This is a genomic window from Pseudomonas antarctica (genome assembly GCF_001647715.1).
Lineage (GTDB): Bacteria > Pseudomonadota > Gammaproteobacteria > Pseudomonadales > Pseudomonadaceae > Aquipseudomonas > Aquipseudomonas antarctica_A.
Map to the genome: position 1 here is coordinate 3,413,408 of NZ_CP015600.1, position 15,462 is coordinate 3,428,869.

Consider the following 15,462-nt stretch of genomic DNA (forward strand, 5'->3'; position numbering starts at 1 on the left):
ACGGGGGAACAAATGGAAGAATTGATCCATGGGCTCGATGGGCCCAGAACGGCTCAGCAGGAACTGTTTTACGACCTTGAAGACGCGACCGCTGTTATCGGCTGGTCGGTGGTTGAGCTGACGGCCATGGCGCAAAGTGGCAGAACGCCGGATGAAGCCGTGGCGCTGATGAAAGTGTGCGCGCTGTTGGTGGCTCAACAGGAAAAGCTTGGTGTGTACGCAGAAGAGGTCAAAGTGCACCGTATCGTCCGGGCAGAAGCCCCGTGAACAATGCCCGGTTGCTTAGGCCCGCGCGGCGATTACCGGCGAGATAGCGCTTGCGAGGGCTCGAACAGAAGAGGTTTGAGCGCCGTTTCAAGACTTATCGTGAGCGACGGACGGCCACGCGCTGAAGAAAAATATGATCCCAGGCGTCATCACGCTGACCCAATAACCGCTTGGGTATAAAAAGGGACCGACCAACGAGGCAATAAGCAAAGCGCCTCCTGCATGCCGTCGACGCTTGGGGGTGAACCACGCCCGGAACGCGTCAAGTTTTTTACTGACCACTCCCACACTCCTTGTTGATCAGCAGAACACCCTGCCACTCACTTTAACGACGGCTATTCTCTTTGAAAATTTAGTCTGACCCCGTTTTTTCAGTCGATGATGACGTCGCCGCCTTCCGCCTTCAAACGGGCGAGGTTGTCCTTCATCTGCTGCAAACGGTCGGGCGAATGCCCTTGCCACTTCGTCACCTCGGCAACAACCCGCAGTGGTTCGGCGGAACGATAGGACAGCGTGGGATTTCCGGGAAATTTCTTATCCGTCAAATTGGGATCATCCATCATTGACCCCGTTGGCTCTACGACATAAATCCGCTCTGCCCCGTTGCCAAGCGCCAGTTCAGCGCCCCAGATTGCAGCATCCAGCGTGCCCGCGAAATATACCCAGGACAGCGGCTCACCTTCCGTGAAGTTGGACGGGTAGCCGACGCGAATCAAGTCGCCTGGCTCCAGGTCTGCCCGGGTGCCATGAAAAAACTGGCGGGTGAACATGCTGGCCGTGTTTGACATGGGCTCGGTGCTCCGAGGATGAATGGCGAGGTCAAGCATAGGGTCTGGCCCGTTTTTACGCCAAAGCCAGGACCTGTTCGTGGCTTCGCATCAGCGCTGATCAATCTCAATCTTCTGCGTTGGATCGGGGCTGTATTTTTGGCGTTTCAACTGGGGGTCACCTTTGGCCAGGCAAAAGAAAAATATCTCCGCCTCTCCACAGCCACCGTGCAATGCACACTCGCTCGCCTGCATATGGTCAAGCATGATTTCTCGTCCCTGAGACTCACAGAATACGTTCGCCTCTTTCAGCGCCTGGCCTTTCGCAGAGGCGGGACCACCGAAAGGAACTCTCGTCGAGATGGTGTAAGTATCAGGCCCAACCTTTATAGGTCCGCTGTCTGTACACCCGGCAAGCATCGCTATCACTAAAAGCATTGGCCAAGTTTTCATTTTCATCCCTCAGGAAAGCAACGAATGTACATGGCACCTCACCACCTCGCCCCATAATTTTATTTTTTGAACTACACACAGCAGCAAACGGGGTCACACCACTATTCTCTTTGAAAAAGTAGCCTGACCTCGCTTTTCAGTTGAGGCTCAATCCAACTTATCGATCTCTTGTCTCGCCATCGTGATTCCAATACTCAGCGCATCCTCATAGGCTTTGTGCAAGATGTCGGATTCTCTAAACGTCGGAATGACCTCGTGCCCGTTTTTGCTGATACTGATAGTGACGGTGAAACCTTCGTCAGTGTTCTTGTCGGATGGACCGGTAATGCGTACAGCGATGTCAAATTCCTTATAGTCTGAAATGTCTGTGTGCTGCTCGGATCTGCTGCGCATATCTATACCCTCGCCTAATGAGCAACAACCATAGCCGAGGTTTTTCACACCGTTGTATACCTACCCTGCTCGCTGCTACCGGTAACGGTGAACAGTGAAAAATGGTGGCAGCCCACTGCGCTCTAACTTTCCTGCGCCCAATAAAAAACCCCGTAGACGTTAATCTACGGGGTTTCTAAGAGTGGAGGCCGAGGTCGGAATCGAACCGGCGTAGGCGGATTTGCAATCCGCTGCATAACCATTTTGCTACTCGGCCTCAAACGATCAATGTCAATACCGCCGACATTCACCGCATAAAAACTTGAGTGGGCTATATAGCCCTGCCTCTACTCTAACTCATTGAATACATTGAAGTTTTTAATGCTTCGTTGCGTTCGATGGGCGCCATTATGTACTTATTTGCTTTTGGCTGCAACCCCTTGATTTCAAAAATATTTCGTATTGGCATCAAGGGGTTGCGCACCTGCACTACTCCTTGATGACGTGCTCGCGGTACTGCGGGTCGGCCTTTATCTGGGCTTCGGTGAAGGGCAGCGGGCGCAGTTTTTTCTCGGAGAAGGCTTGAGTCTGGTCCTTTGAGTGGTTCGAATCGGGATTGCTGGATTCGGAGAATGCCAACACGCCCAGGGCTTGGGGGCCTTGGTCATCGAAGGTGACGATTTGCAGGTAGCTGGTGCCGCTGACCACTTCACGTTTGCCGTCGGCACGTGGCACGGTTTGCATGGCATTGTAGATACCCAGTTGTTGCGGGCCGCCGTGCATGGGGGTTTGGCCGGAGATTTGGATGTCGCCCCAGCGGGTCGGGCCGAGTGTGCTGGCGTCTGCGGTGGAGGCCAGCATGGCGTCGCGCAGGGCCTTGGCGACGGGTTCGCGCTCGATGGCCAGGCCGCGTGGCGTGGTCAGGGGGTGTGCAGGGTCGAAGGCGACTCGCCAGGCGTCAGGGATCTGCTGCAGGTGTTCGACCAGGTTGATGAAGTGCACCAGGCCGATGCCGCTGTCGAGGTTGGCGTGCCGGTCCCAGGTGTTCAGGCTGGCGCACAGGGGTTGCAGCACAGCCGCTTCAGCACCGAGGTGCTTGGCGCAAAACTCAAGCAGGTCGGGCATCACCAGGCCCGCGAGGTACACCTCGTTGTCCATGACCATGTCTCGCAGGTCGGCCACGCTGATCGGTTGTTTTTCCAGGGATTGCAGGCGCTGCACGGCAAACCGCGCGCGGGGGCCGAGGCCGATGTGGTCCTGGCTGATCACCGGGGAGAAACCGCTCAATGGCGCCTTGGGGTTGGCCATCCACGCCGAGTCATTGGAGTGTTGCACGTAGTCGGTACGCTGCAATTGCGGCAGTTGGTCGGCCGCGAAGATGCCGGGTTGCGCCGCGCGCGGGTCGATGTCCCAGGCACAGGCGCTGCGGGCGCCATCGAGCATGATCATTTGCAGGCCGGCCCGTGGATCGCTGCATTGCGCAAGTTTGGCGGCGCTGACGTTGGGCACCACCGACAGGTTCATGTACAGGCTCTGGCCCTGGTCATCGGCGGCCAGGGTGTTGACCCACGGGATGCCTTGCAGGCTGTGCACCGAGGTTTGCAGCGCCTTGAGGCTGCCGGCGCGGTTCATCGCGTCCCACTGTTGCAGCACGCGGTCATTGCCCAGGTTGGCGTCGCGCAGGCTGAAGGCGTAGTGGCTGTCCCAGTCGAGTTTGCCGGGCCACTGCACCACCGGGCCGAATTGCGAACTGTAGACCGTATGGGTTACACCTTTGACGCTGCCGTCGGCTTGTTTGACCTGCACATTGACGGAGGTCTGATCCAGGGGAATGGACTTGCCGTCCAGCATATAGCGCGTCGAATCCTTGGGATCCAGGGTGAGGCGATACAGCGTGAAGTGCTTGGACGTATCAACCGTGTGCGTCCAGGCCACATGCTGGTTAAAACCGATGTTGATCACCGGCAAACCCGGCAACGCGGCACCCATCACGTCCAATTGGCCGGGAATGGTCAGGTGCATTTCATAAAAGCGCATGCCACCGACCCAAGGGAAATGTGGGTTTGCAAGCAACATACCGCGACCATTGAATGAACGATCACGGCCCACGGCCACCGCGTTGCTGCCGCGGTCCAGGGTGAAGCGTTGCTGGTGCGCGGCGGCCAGTTCAAAGGCCCTGGTGTTGGGAGGCACGCTGGCGGTGGCTTGAGGCGGTGTCGCGCCGACCAAGGCTTCGGCGAATTGGCCGACACCGCCTTCAACCAACAACCTGCGCGTCAGCTTGACCAGGTCTTCAACGTTCAAGGGCCGTACCCACCCTGCCTGGCACTGCGCCGGCGCGCCCTGCTCTTTGAGGTAGCGGTTGTAGCCGGCGACATAACCTTCAATACGCTGCTGCATCTGCGGGGGTTGCGCTTTCCAGAAAGCGGCAACGGCTTGTGGCGTATTCAGCCAGGTGAAAAACACATCACTGGCGAGGTTGTTACGCGCTTCCAGGGTCGACTGGTCGGGGCCGAAAAACCGCGCGCGCTCACCGTTCACGGTGACCACTTCATTGGCCAACAGGCACAGGTTGTCCTGGGCATACGCGTAACCGATGCCGTACCCCAGGCCGCGCTCATCCGCGGCGCGAATGTGCGGTACGCCGAACGTGGTACGGCGAATATCCGCCGAAGTCGGTGTCACTTGCTCCCGCGCCGATGCGGCAAGGCTCAGCCCCAGCAACAGTCCCGCCACACACGCCCTGGACAACCCGTTGGAAATAATCACGCAAACCCCACAGTCAAATTAAACACCCTCACACACACGGGGCTGTTCCCCCCACGTAAGAACGCAGACAACCGGGAATAATTTAGACGAGGGGATGTTTATTGACGGGGTTTGACCTGTGACAAACAGGATACCGACAAAATTTCTACATGAAGGACTTCATGATTTCCGTGGCTGGTTCGTCTAATTAATCAAGAGCGCCATCATTTTCCTGATCAGGCTCTGATAAGGAGTTTTTTGCATGTACAACTCGCACCTGCCCACGGACGGACATTCACCGGCTGCCGACGCCAATTTCGGCGGCGGCGCACACGCATTCGGCAAAGCCCCGGGCAAACTGCCCGAACAACAAGGCAACCAGCGCATTCGCCACTTGCTCAAGTGTTTCGGTTTGCGCACCAGCCTGATTCGGCTGAAGGTCATCGACGCCCTCCTCACCGCTGCCGATAACCAGCGCACCCTCGGAGTGCGTGGCGTGCACAGCCATTTGCTGGAGCTGGGCATCCCGCTGTCGTTTCTGAGCGTGCGTGAGGTACTCAAGCGCCTGTGCACCGAGGGCGTGATCACCCTCAATGCCGATAAAAGCTACAGCCTCCATGCAGAGGCCGCCAAACTACTCAACGGGCACGCATGACGCTCCAAGCTGAATCGTGTGCCTGAATCAGAAGTTAGGCTTGACCTTGCGACGCATGATGCCGTTGATCACTACCACAGTGACCGCTACGGCGATGGCAATGTACTGGAACGTTTTCTCGCTGATGACGCCGGTGTTCTGCAGGTAGGACAGGCCAAACATCGTCCCCAGTACCACCAGAGAAATCAGAATCGAATATTTCAAACGTTGCTTTTGGGTCATGACGGGGTCCTGAAGCTGGTAAATGTATCCACTTTGTATCGCCGAGCATGCCAAGCTCATACCCAGTAACGGGGATGGCGCGGGGTCGGCAGGGTCCTATGTTACAGGCGCTGAAAATTTTTGGCTTGTTCCACGCCTGATTGAACCTGTCGGTACTTTAGAGGATTTCAAAATGCTCCGTCGAATCACACTGCTGATTCCATTGCTGATCATGCTGAGCATGAGCGGCTGCTTCTTTTTCCCCCACGGCGGCGGTGGCGGCTGGCACGACCACCGCTATGACGGCGGCCAAGGCTACGAACGCCGCTGATACACTGCGCGTCTCGCTTTGCATTGCGCAAAGCGAGACCCTTGCCGTTCAGCCGGCATGCACCCACCGCTGGTGCAGCCACCGCGCAAACGCATCCAGGGCAAAGCCCAATAGCCCGATCAACAGCACCATCGCCATCAACTCCGAATAGGCGAGGCGATCACGGGTGTCGAGGATGTAATACCCCAGCCCCGCACTGACCCCGAGCATTTCGCACGGCACCAGCACAATCCACAGAATGCCGATGGCCAGGCGCACGCCGGTCAGCACATGCCCCACCACGCCGGGAATAATCACCCGACGCAAGGTTTCCCAGCGTGTCGCACTCAAGCTTTGACTCAACTGCAGCCACCGCGGGTCCAACTGCCGCACGCCGGCAGCCGTATTGAGCATGATCGGCCACACCGCGGCAAACGCCAGCAGGAAGTAAATGGGTTGGTCACCCACGCCCATCAACATCACCACGATCGGCATCCAGGACAGCGGCGAGATCATTCGCAAAAACTGAAAGGCCGGCGTGGTTGCTGCCTCCAGGTTGCGCGAGCTGCCCACCAGCAAGCCCAGTGGCACCCCTACCAACAACGCGAGAAACAGCCCGACAAAAATACGCTTGAGGCTAACGGCGATGTGCAGATAGAGCTCACCGCGCCCGAGCAATTCCCACAGGCTGCTTAAGGTAGCGGCCAGCGAGAAACGTGCCGACAAGCCATCGGCCGCGCCAAACACCTTCACCCCCAGCCACCACAACACCAGCAAACCTGCCAGGCCGCTTATACCGAGCAACCAGCCAGGCCATATGACGGTTTTGCCGTTGTTCAAACGCCAATCTCCTCGTGCCGCTCATAACCGTCCGGCAAGCCGAAGGTTTTCATGCCGCCCACCGACTCGATCGCGTTGCGGACGAAACGGTCGTCGACCAGGTCTTTGGCCACAAAGGCCGGGTCCAGGTCGGCAAGAAACTTCTTGTCGCCTTCGATCAACGTGTCCTTCAAGCGCCGCACCAATTCCTCGGTGTAGCTGGGGAACGGATAAGGTTGGAAGTCGATGCGGTGCTCGTCCCAGTTGGCGTGCTGGATCGCACCGTCGGCCAGGTAAGCCGCGCGGTCGGCAGCGGTCGGGGCCAGGACTTTGCTCAATACCGGTTCAGCATGCGGCGTGTAGCGGTTCGGGCCGTCCTTGGACAGCAGCTTCACCGCCTCCTCGCGGTTATCACGCGTCCACACCTGTGCCTTGACGATGGCATTCACCACCTTCTGCGACCATTCCGGGCGGTTGGTCAGGTCATGCTCGTGCATGAACACGACGCAGCACGCATGGTTGCGCCAGACGTCGCCGGTAAACCGTTGCACGCGCCCGACCTTGAGGTTTTCCGCCAGGGCGTTGAACGGCTCGGCGACGATATAGCCGTCGATGCGCTTGCTCGCCAGGGCCGGGGGCATGTCGGAGGGCGGCAGCACGATCAGGTTGACTTCATTGGCTGCAATCTCGGTACCGGCAGCACGCGCCACGGGCGTTAGGCCGTTGTCGCGGAACAGCTGCTGTACCACCACGTTGTGAATCGAGTACCAGAATGGAATCGCCACTGACTTGCCGCCCAGTTGCTTCACCTCGGTAATGCCTGGCGAAACGGTCAAGCCGGAACCGCCGACGTGGTTCCAGGCCACCACTTTTGCCGGGACTTTGCTGCCGTAGCGGGCCCACACCGTCATTGGCGACAACAGGTGAATCACGTTGACCTGCCCGGAAATAAACGCTTCGATCACCTGGGCCCAACTGCGCAACAGCACGGGGCGCTCGGCCTTGATGCCCTCGGCTTCGAACAGGCCGTTGTTGTGCGCGACCAGCAACGGTGTGGCATCGGTGATCGGCAAGTAGCCGATACGCACCGGTGCATCCGGCTCGCTGGCGGCGCGGGCTTGCAGGCTGCTCAGCAGTGGCAAGGCACCGGCGGCACTGAGCACGGCGGAAAGTTTGAGAAAGTCACGGCGAGAGTGAGTGAGGTCATCCAGACACATGTGAGAACTCCGATTGTTCAAGAGGGTTGGGTTGAGGGCGGCTCGCCTGCCGTAAGGTTTTCAGAATCTCGATACGCAGTGCGCCGATGGCCTCAACCTGTTCTTCGCGCGGTTGCGGCAGGTCGATGTGCCATTCGCCCAGGGTCCGCGCCGGGCGGTTGCCCAGTAGCAGGATGCGGTCGGAGAGCAGCAGCGCCTCATCAATATCGTGGGTAATCAGCACCGCCGCCGAACCTTGCTCGCGGTTGACCTTGAGCAACAGGTGCTGCATGTCGGCGCGGGTGACTTCATCCAGCGCGCCGAAGGGCTCATCCAGCAGCAACACTTGCGGTTGCCGTGCCAGGCAGCGGGCCAACGCCGTGCGCTGGGCCATACCGCCAGACAACTGCGCGGGGAACTGCTGACGGGCATGTTCCAGCCCGACCGCCGCGATAGCGTGATCGACGCGGCGGCGACGTTCTTCATGACTCACGTGCGGTTGGCGGGCGAAATCCAGGCCAAAGGCGACGTTCTTTTCCAGATTCAACCAGGGCAACAGGCTGGGGTCCTGAAAGGCCACCGCCACCCTCGGGTGCGGCCCGTTCAACGGCTCGCCCAGCACCTGCACTGTTCCGCCCTGGGGCGTCTGTAAACCGGCCAGTACGCGCAACAGGCTGGATTTGCCGACGCCACTGGGCCCAAGGATCGACAGCACTTCGCCAGGCCGCAGGTGCAAGTCGAACCCTTGCAGCACCGGCCCGCTGGCATAGCCCAGGCAAACCCCCTGGGCGCTCAATACTGTTGCGGTCATAGATTGGCCTGTCGGTGCAACTCTGTGCGCAGTTGCACCAGGCTTGGCGTGACGATCGGCACAAAGGCCGACTCGCGCCAGCGCCGGGCAAAGCCGCTGCCGTGTGCGGTGAGGTACGCCTTGCCGCCGCTGGCCTGCAGTTCAAGTTGCACGGCACTGGCGGCCGTTTCCGCAAGGGCAATACGCAGTTTGAACAACGGCACCGGCTCTGCCGCAAACCGTCCGGCCAGCAAACCCTTTTTCAGCTCGGTGACCAGATGGTCGAGCGTCACCCGCAACGCTTCCAACTCATCACGCAGCACCGTGCGGCTCGCACCCAGGTGGTTGGCCACCTCCGCCAGCGAGCGGCGGGCCAGGCCGATGGACATGCCGCATTGCAAGCCCAGAAACGCCGGGCGTACTGCCGGCAAAAACTTGCGCGCGTCCTCGTGCAGCAACCAGTCGCGGCTCAGCTCGACACCTTCCAGACCCAGCGCTGCCGTATTGCTCGATTGCAGCCCCATCAGCTCCAGGTCGCGGGAACGCTGCAAGCCCGCCACTGAGTCGGGAATCGCCAGGATAAACGGCACGCCGCCACCGGCATGCTCGATCGCCGCGGCCGCGACAAACCCGTTCTTGCGCAGGTTAGTCACCCAGTGCAGCCGACCGTTGAGGGTCCAGCCGTCGTCAGTCGGCTCGGCGCTGATTTGCAGCGCCTCGATCCCCGACAGAAACTTCATTGCGTTCGACAGCCCCGTGGCACCGGCAAGTTTGCCACTGAGCAAGTCCGGCAACAGCTGCTCGCGCAGCCGCTCATTGGGGCTCTGCAACAAATACTCGATAAAGGATCGCTGGCCCCAACAGACAAATGCGGCCGCCAGGGAATGGCTGGCGACATTGGCGATGGCGTCCACCGCACCGGTCACATCGCCGCCCAGCCCGCCGAGTGCTTTCGGCACGCCGATACGTAATACATTGGCTTCTGCCAGCCGTGGCAGCACTTCCTGTGGATCGCAACTGCCCACATCCAGGGCCTGCGCTTGAACATCGAGCCAACGGCTCAAGATTGGGTCAAGCATTCGTGTTTCTCCTTGTTACTGCAGGTGGGCGATCGCCCATTCAGCTTGCCGGTTTTTCCCAACGGTATTGCGCCAACTCCGGGTTCAGCGGGGTACGGGCAAACACGTTAGCGAAGTTGCACAACGTTGCCAGGCTTACGCCCAAAATAACTTCCAGCGCCTGGCCATCGGAATAGCCGGCGGCGCGGAATGCCTCGAAACCGGCGTCGCTGACGTCGCCCCGGGTGGCGATCACTTCACGGGTGAACGCGGCGAGTGTCTCATAACGGGCATTGGGCAATTCACCCCGCTGGCGCAAGGCATCAATAACGTCTTCCGGCAGCTTGGCCTTGTTGCGTGCAACGGCCGTGTGACCGGCGACGCAGAAATCGCAGCCGTGGGTGGTGGCGGCAATCAGCTGCACGACTTCGCGGTCGGCCAGGCTCAGTTCAGATTTGGCGTTGAGGCCGGAGACAGTGATGTAGGTTTCCAGAGCGGCCGGCGCATTGGCCAGCACGGCGAGCAGATTGGGAATGAAACCCGAGCCCTTGAGGGCATTTTCGAGGAACGGCTTGGCCGCTTCAGGTGCGGTTTCAGGGGTCAGCAACGGTACACGGGACATGGAGTGGTCTCCTGGTGGGTTGATGTCTCCAGTCTGTTGGTTATAAAAAATCCCCTCAATAGGCTAAAGTAGCGATTACTTGCTCTTGAGTCTTTACGTTAGATGAATTCGTCCAGTGCTCTCGTCGATTGGTTATTAGACAGCCTCGAACTCAACACCAGTCTGTTCCATGTCGGGCGCTATTGCGGCGACTGGCATGCGAGCACTCATGGCCTGGCCAGCGCGAGTTTCCACTTGATTGTGCAAGGCCAGTGCTGGCTGCATATCGACGCAGAATCCACCCCCCAACACTTGAACAATGGCGACGCGGTGTTTCTGCTGCGCGACCTTGAGTATCGGCTGTCCGGCGAAGCGACGGCGCAGGGCGCACAGGAATGTCCGCGCCGTGCCATGCTGCCGCTGGATAATGAGGCCAGCGATGGTGTGGGCCTGGTCTGCGGTTTCTTCCACTTCCATTCCGGCCTGTCGGCGATGATCGTCGACACCCTGCCCGCCTGGATCATCTTGCGGGCCGGCGACCCATCGTTGACCGCCGCACGCAACCTGTTCGAACTGATCCTGCAAGAATGCCAGCGCATGCCCGCGCCCTCCTCGGCCTTGCTCGAGCGTCTTTGCCACTTGTTGTTTCTCTATGTGCTGCGCCAGCAAGTGATCGACAACAACGAGCTCGGCGGCCTGGCGGCATTGGGACGGCAGCCGGCATTTGCCCACTTGCTGGAACAGCTTATCGCCCGCCCCGCTGAGGCCTGGACCCTGGAAAGCATGGCCGCCTGTACCGGGCTGTCGCGTTCGGCGTTTTTCAAACGGTTTAACGAGCTGTGTGGCCAGTCGCCCGGGCAGGTGCTGTTGATGATGCGCATGCGCCATGCGTGCCAGCTCTTCAAGCAGGACCAGACCGTGGCGGAGGTAGCGCTGGCGGTCGGTTACCAGTCGGTTGCGGCGTTCACCCGGGCGTTCCACAAAGTCACCGGGCAACAACCCGGGGCCTATCGCAAGGCCCAAGCCTAGCGGCGCAAACCATTGCCCGGCCGGGCGCAGAGTTCCACCAGCCAATCGACCAATACCCGCACCCGCGGCGATAGCTGGCGGTGCGGCGGGTACAGCGCGGTCAGTGGCAATCGGGGTGGTTTGATGGCGCTTAACACCTCCACCAGGCGACCTGCTTCCAGCTGCAGTTTGGCGTGATAGAACGGCGTCTGCACCAGGCCATAACCCGCTTCGCACGCCGCCAGATAACCATCTGCACTGTTGACGGCGACCTGTTTGGGCAAGTCCACCAAACGAATTTCCTCGCCCACCTGAAACTCCAGGCCATAGCGTTTCCCACTGCTGCTGGAAAAGTATTCGACGACTTGATGGCCGGCCAGTTCTTCCAGGCACTCGGGCACGCCGAACCGCTGCAGATAGCCGGCGCTGGCACAAGTCACCTGGTCCATCATTGCCAGAGGCCGTGCCACCAGGGAATCGTCAAGGGCCAGGCCGCCGCGCAACACACAGTCCACGCCTTCGCGGATCAGGTCGACCGGACGATCGTTCAGGCCGATCTCCAACTCGATCTGCGGGTAACGCGTGCTGAATTCGGGCAGCGCGGGGATCACCAGAAATCGCCCGATCCCCGACGGCATGTCGATACGCAACGTACCGCGCGGGCTGCCACGGGTGGAGAACACTGCTTCGGTTTCTTCAAGATCCGCCAGGAGGCTGACGCAGCGCTGGTAGTAAGCAGCACCATCCAGTGTGGGGCTGACTTGCCGTGTGGTGCGCTGCAACAACTGCACACCCAGGTGCGCCTCCAGTTGTTTGATCACGATCGTCACCGAGGCACGCGGCAATTGCAGGCTGTCGGCGGCTTTGGCGAAACCGCCCAACTCGACGATTCGAGTAAACACGCGCATGGCGTTAAATCGGTCCAAAGCGGGGTGAACTCCGGGGATTGTTTAGAAAATTATAATAGTGATAGCGGTTTTAGCGGCTTTATCCCTGAGTTGTCGAGGAGAACAATGGGCCTTTCCCTCCTAGGAGCTGCTCCGATGCACACACGTCAACTCGGCAAGAACGGCCCTCACGTCTCCGCCATCGGCCTCGGCTGCATGGGCATGACCGATTTCTACACCACCGGCATTGATACCCGGGAAGCGATTGCGACCGTGCACCGCGCCCTCGAACTGGGCGTCACCTTGCTGGACACCGCCGACATGTATGGCCCCTACACCAACGAAGAACTGATCGGCAAAGCCATCGCGGGCAAACGCGACCAGGTGTTCCTGGCGAGCAAATTCGGTTTTGTGCGGGACCCGGCAAACCCGGCGGCACGCGGTGTGAATGGTCGCCCTGAGTACATCCGCAAAGCGATTGACGGCACGTTGAAGCGCCTGGGCGTGGACACCCTGGACCTTTACTACCAGCACCGCGTGGACCCCGATGTGGCCATCGAAGAAAGCGTCGGCGCCATGGCCGAGTTGGTCAAACAGGGCAAGGTGCGTTACCTGGGCCTGAGTGAAGCCTCCGCCGCCAGCCTGGAGCGTGCCCACAAGGTGCACCCGATCAGCGCCTTGCAAAGTGAATACTCGTTGTGGAGCCGCGACCAGGAAGACAACGGTTGCCTGGAGACGTGCCGGCGCCTGGGCATCGCCTTTATGCCTTACAGCCCGCTGGGGCGCGGCTTTCTCACCGGCACCCTGAAAAGCCCGGAGGACTTCGCTGCCGACGACTACCGCCGCTCCAGCCCACGGTTCCAGGGCGAGAACTTCGCAAAAAACCTGCTGCTGGTAGATAAAGTGCAGGCGCTGGCCGCCGAAAAAGGCGTGACTGCCGGGCAATTGGCTTTGGCCTGGGTACTCGCCCAAGGGGATTACCTGATCCCGATCCCGGGCACCAAACAGCGCAAGTACCTGGAAGAGAACGTAGCGGCCGTCGATATCGTCCTGAGCCCAGCCGAAGCGGCAGCGCTGGCATCGATCTTCCCCGCCGGCGCCACGGCCGGTTTGCGCTACACCGAGGCCTCGATGGGCTTGGTGAATCAATAGCCGGTGTGGCCCGGGCGCACCGATTCAGGGTGCGCCCGATTTTTGTTGCACGATGTTACCTAAAGCTCCGCCTTACCAAGCCGATAGCCTGATGAAGCTCTAACAAAGCCGCGTCGATAATAAACGCTTCGTAAGGACGACCCCATGCCCCCAATTCGCTCTATCCAAACCCGCTATACCCTGTTCCTGGTGCTGTTCGTCCTGGTGCTATTTGTACTGACTGTCGTGGGTATAGGCCAGTTGGTGGCACCCAAGCTGCAGCAAACGGAAGAGCAGGTGGTGCTCAACCGCGTCGCGGAGGTGGCCGAACAGATCAAGGGCGAACTGAACAAGGTCCAGGCCCAGCAACGCAGCATCACCCAAACCATTCCCCTGCTCGACAGCGATGCCATCGACAAAGTCCTGCCCGGCCTGGTGGACCAGTACGGCGAGCTGAAAGTATTCGGAGGTGGCATCTGGCCGCTGCCTAACCAGCGTACGCCCGGGCGCAACAAGCACAGCACCTTCTGGCACCGCGATGCCTCGGGCAAGCTGGCCGTCAATACCTTCTGGAACAGCGACGCTGCGCCCAATTACTACGACCAGAGCTGGTACAAAGGCGGCCTCGCCTCGCCGCGCGGGCAATGCGCCTGGGCAGCCGCCTATAAAGACGATGCCAGCCAGGAGCCGCGCACCAATTGCGCCATGGCCATCCAGCGTGACGGCGCAGCCTATGGCGTCGCCACCATCGACGTGACCCTGGGGTTCTTCAATGACCTGGTGGCCAACAAGGAAAAAGACATCGGTGGGCAGATGCTGATCGTCGAGGGCGACGGCAAGATCATCAGCAACAGTTCGCGCATCAGCAGCCCCGTGGTGTTGAAGAACATCAGCGAACTGGCCGGCAACTCGGCGTTTGCCGCTCAGGTCAGCAAGGCCCTCGCCCATCGCGACCAGGGGCTGCAACGCGCTGAGTTCGACAACCAGGGCGTGGCCAGCACCTTCTATCTGCGTGCGATCGAAGGCACTCCATGGTTCCTCGCCACAGCCCTACCGACGGCGCTGATCACCGCCCAGCGTGATGACGTGCTCGGTAGCCTGGCCCTGCTGCAAATTCCCATGGTGCTCCTGCTGGTGCTGCTGGCGTTCTTTGCAATCCGCCAACTGGTGCAGCGCATGAAGTCGCTGAGAACCAATATCGAAGCACTGTCTGCCGGCGATGCCGACCTGACGCGACGCATTACCATTCGTGCCGAAGATGAACTGGGCGCCATCGGCCACTCGGTGAACCACTTTATCGTCTACTTGCAGAACATGATCGGTGAGGTGACCCAGGCCACGGGGGCCATGTCTTCCGGCCTTGAGCAGTTGCAAAAAACCTCGGCCCACACCAATCAGATCCTGGTCCGCCACGCCTCGGAGACCGATCAGACCGTCACCGCCATCACCGAAATGAGCTCCACCGCCGACACCGTCGCGCAAAACGCGGCCGAAACCGCCTCGTTTACCCAGCGCGCCAACGAGCATGCCGACCGCTCCCGCGTGGTCGTGGGCGAAGCGTCCAGCAGCGTCAGCGCCTTGATCGGCGAAGTCGCCAGCGCTACCCACACCGTGGAAAATATGCGCCAGGATGCTGCGCGCATCACCGAAACCCTTGGCGTTATCGGCGCGATTGCCGGCCAGACCAACCTGTTGGCACTCAACGCCGCGATTGAAGCCGCCCGCGCCGGCGAGCAAGGCCGTGGTTTTGCGGTGGTGGCCGACGAAGTCCGGGCACTGGCCGCACGTACCCAGTCCAGCACCTCGCAGATCAATGAGATGCTGGCACGCCTGACTACCGGGGTGAGTTCGTCGGTGGCCGCCATGGAAAACACCCAGGCCAGCTGCCAATCGGCGGCAGATGCCACGGCACGGGTGAACACCGGGCTTGACGAGATGGCGGGTTCGGTCAGCCATATCAACAACCTCAGCACCCAGATCGCCACGGCCGCCGAGCAGCAAAGCGCGGTGACCGAGGAGATCAACCGCAGCATGGTGCAGATCCGACATATGGTCGACGAGCTGGTGGAAAGTGGCCATGCCACTGAAACCAATACGCAAAGCCTGTTGAATGCCAATGGCCGGGTGATCGCGCTGATGAGTCGCTTCAAAGTCCGCTGATCATTTGCCTCAGTACTCCCGTGCAAAGCGCGGGAGTCG

General features: G+C 60.1%; 17 protein-coding genes and 1 tRNA gene. 6 read left to right on the forward strand and 12 right to left on the reverse strand.

Annotated features, from left to right (window positions below; genetic code table 11):
• Window positions 1-12: 12 nt before the first annotated feature.
• Complete coding sequence (locus tag A7J50_RS15405) at window positions 13-267, forward strand: hypothetical protein (protein ID WP_064452586.1); 255 nt, start codon at window positions 13-15, stop codon at window positions 265-267.
• 371 nt (window positions 268-638) lie between these two features.
• Here A7J50_RS15405 and arr read toward each other — a convergent pair whose 3' ends face one another.
• From arr to A7J50_RS15430, 5 genes are all read right to left on the reverse strand, one after another.
• Window positions 639-1,055, reverse strand: coding sequence for an NAD(+)--rifampin ADP-ribosyltransferase (arr, locus tag A7J50_RS15410; RefSeq protein WP_064452587.1), 417 nt, complete (start codon window positions 1,053-1,055; stop codon window positions 639-641).
• A gap of 90 nt (window positions 1,056-1,145) precedes the next feature.
• A complete protein-coding gene (locus A7J50_RS15415) occupies window positions 1,146-1,487 on the reverse strand; it encodes a hypothetical protein (RefSeq protein WP_237140849.1) in 342 nt (113 codons plus the stop codon).
• A 147-nt stretch (window positions 1,488-1,634) separates the two neighbouring features.
• A complete protein-coding gene (locus A7J50_RS15420; RefSeq protein WP_156526285.1) occupies window positions 1,635-1,928 on the reverse strand; it encodes a hypothetical protein in 294 nt (97 codons plus the stop codon).
• Window positions 1,929-2,062: 134 nt separating this feature from the next.
• Window positions 2,063-2,136: transfer RNA gene (locus A7J50_RS15425), tRNA-Cys, on the reverse strand.
• A gap of 212 nt (window positions 2,137-2,348) precedes the next feature.
• Window positions 2,349-4,628 carry an acylase gene (locus A7J50_RS15430; RefSeq protein ID WP_064452590.1) on the reverse strand — a complete coding sequence of 760 codons (2,280 nt, stop codon included), beginning with the start codon at window positions 4,626-4,628 and terminating at the stop codon, window positions 2,349-2,351.
• A gap of 241 nt (window positions 4,629-4,869) precedes the next feature.
• On the opposite strand from A7J50_RS15430, the gene A7J50_RS15435 reads away from it, so the two are divergent.
• Complete coding sequence (locus A7J50_RS15435; RefSeq protein ID WP_064452591.1) at window positions 4,870-5,262, forward strand: hypothetical protein; 393 nt, start codon at window positions 4,870-4,872, stop codon at window positions 5,260-5,262.
• Between the two features lie 27 nt (window positions 5,263-5,289).
• Here the strand turns inward: A7J50_RS15435 and A7J50_RS15440 are convergent, their stop codons facing one another.
• Complete coding sequence (locus A7J50_RS15440) at window positions 5,290-5,484, reverse strand: hypothetical protein (protein WP_053255884.1); 195 nt, start codon at window positions 5,482-5,484, stop codon at window positions 5,290-5,292.
• A gap of 172 nt (window positions 5,485-5,656) precedes the next feature.
• Between A7J50_RS15440 and A7J50_RS31650 the strand changes: the two genes are divergently transcribed.
• Entirely contained in the window at window positions 5,657-5,794 is a 138-nt protein-coding gene (locus A7J50_RS31650; protein WP_167353702.1) for a hypothetical protein, read from the forward strand.
• A gap of 48 nt (window positions 5,795-5,842) precedes the next feature.
• On the opposite strand, the gene A7J50_RS15445 is transcribed toward A7J50_RS31650, so the two are convergent.
• From A7J50_RS15445 to A7J50_RS15465, 5 genes are read right to left on the reverse strand one after another with little or no spacing between them, the layout of a single operon-like run.
• On the reverse strand, window positions 5,843-6,592 hold the full coding sequence (locus A7J50_RS15445) for an ABC transporter permease (protein ID WP_167353731.1): 750 nt from the start codon (window positions 6,590-6,592) through the stop codon (window positions 5,843-5,845).
• A gap of 17 nt (window positions 6,593-6,609) precedes the next feature.
• Window positions 6,610-7,809 carry an ABC transporter substrate-binding protein gene (locus A7J50_RS15450; RefSeq protein ID WP_064452593.1) on the reverse strand — a complete coding sequence of 400 codons (1,200 nt, stop codon included), beginning with the start codon at window positions 7,807-7,809 and terminating at the stop codon, window positions 6,610-6,612.
• Window positions 7,796-8,599, reverse strand: coding sequence for an ABC transporter ATP-binding protein (locus A7J50_RS15455; RefSeq protein WP_064452594.1), 804 nt, complete (start codon window positions 8,597-8,599; stop codon window positions 7,796-7,798). The genes A7J50_RS15450 and A7J50_RS15455 overlap by 14 nt, the downstream gene beginning before the upstream one ends.
• Window positions 8,596-9,657, reverse strand: coding sequence for an acyl-CoA dehydrogenase family protein (locus A7J50_RS15460; RefSeq protein ID WP_064452595.1), 1,062 nt, complete (start codon window positions 9,655-9,657; stop codon window positions 8,596-8,598). Before A7J50_RS15460 ends, A7J50_RS15455 begins: the two co-directional genes overlap by 4 nt.
• A gap of 40 nt (window positions 9,658-9,697) precedes the next feature.
• Entirely contained in the window at window positions 9,698-10,258 is a 561-nt protein-coding gene (locus A7J50_RS15465) for a carboxymuconolactone decarboxylase family protein (RefSeq protein ID WP_053255879.1), read from the reverse strand.
• Between the two features lie 102 nt (window positions 10,259-10,360).
• Here A7J50_RS15465 and A7J50_RS15470 point away from each other — a divergent pair, with 102 nt between their 5' ends.
• Complete coding sequence (locus tag A7J50_RS15470; protein WP_064452596.1) at window positions 10,361-11,266, forward strand: AraC family transcriptional regulator; 906 nt, start codon at window positions 10,361-10,363, stop codon at window positions 11,264-11,266.
• Here the strand turns inward: A7J50_RS15470 and A7J50_RS15475 are convergent.
• Complete coding sequence (locus A7J50_RS15475; protein WP_064452597.1) at window positions 11,263-12,171, reverse strand: LysR family transcriptional regulator; 909 nt, start codon at window positions 12,169-12,171, stop codon at window positions 11,263-11,265. The genes A7J50_RS15470 and A7J50_RS15475 overlap by 4 nt on opposite strands.
• Before the next feature lie 117 nt (window positions 12,172-12,288).
• Here A7J50_RS15475 and A7J50_RS15480 point away from each other — a divergent pair, with 117 nt between their 5' ends.
• Together A7J50_RS15480 and A7J50_RS15485 are read left to right on the forward strand one after the other, a co-directional pair.
• The gene (locus A7J50_RS15480) at window positions 12,289-13,284 is read left to right on the forward strand and encodes an aldo/keto reductase (RefSeq protein ID WP_064452598.1); all 996 of its coding nucleotides are present in this window, start codon (window positions 12,289-12,291) and stop codon (window positions 13,282-13,284) included.
• 144 nt (window positions 13,285-13,428) lie between these two features.
• Window positions 13,429-15,423 (forward strand): methyl-accepting chemotaxis protein, encoded by a 1,995-nt coding sequence (locus A7J50_RS15485; protein WP_064452599.1) that lies wholly within the window; start codon window positions 13,429-13,431, stop codon window positions 15,421-15,423.
• The last annotated feature ends 39 nt before the right edge of the window (window positions 15,424-15,462 follow it).

Bases quoted from the DNA above. Each gene is read 5' to 3' on its own strand.
- A7J50_RS15405 (WP_064452586.1), top strand. From the start codon at position 13: ATGGAAGAATTGATCCATGGGCTCGATGGGCCCAGAACGGCTCAGCAG.
- arr (WP_064452587.1), bottom strand. From the start codon at position 1,055: ATGTCAAACACGGCCAGCATGTTCACCCGCCAGTTTTTTCATGGCACC.
- A7J50_RS15415 (WP_237140849.1), bottom strand. From the start codon at position 1,487: ATGAAAACTTGGCCAATGCTTTTAGTGATAGCGATGCTTGCCGGGTGT.
- A7J50_RS15435 (WP_064452591.1), top strand. From the start codon at position 4,870: ATGTACAACTCGCACCTGCCCACGGACGGACATTCACCGGCTGCCGAC.
- A7J50_RS15440 (WP_053255884.1), bottom strand. From the start codon at position 5,484: ATGACCCAAAAGCAACGTTTGAAATATTCGATTCTGATTTCTCTGGTG.
- A7J50_RS31650 (WP_167353702.1), top strand. From the start codon at position 5,657: ATGCTCCGTCGAATCACACTGCTGATTCCATTGCTGATCATGCTGAGC.
- A7J50_RS15450 (WP_064452593.1), bottom strand. From the start codon at position 7,809: ATGTGTCTGGATGACCTCACTCACTCTCGCCGTGACTTTCTCAAACTT.
- A7J50_RS15455 (WP_064452594.1), bottom strand. From the start codon at position 8,599: ATGACCGCAACAGTATTGAGCGCCCAGGGGGTTTGCCTGGGCTATGCC.
- A7J50_RS15460 (WP_064452595.1), bottom strand. From the start codon at position 9,657: ATGCTTGACCCAATCTTGAGCCGTTGGCTCGATGTTCAAGCGCAGGCC.
- A7J50_RS15465 (WP_053255879.1), bottom strand. From the start codon at position 10,258: ATGTCCCGTGTACCGTTGCTGACCCCTGAAACCGCACCTGAAGCGGCC.
- A7J50_RS15470 (WP_064452596.1), top strand. From the start codon at position 10,361: ATGAATTCGTCCAGTGCTCTCGTCGATTGGTTATTAGACAGCCTCGAA.
- A7J50_RS15480 (WP_064452598.1), top strand. From the start codon at position 12,289: ATGCACACACGTCAACTCGGCAAGAACGGCCCTCACGTCTCCGCCATC.
- A7J50_RS15485 (WP_064452599.1), top strand. From the start codon at position 13,429: ATGCCCCCAATTCGCTCTATCCAAACCCGCTATACCCTGTTCCTGGTG.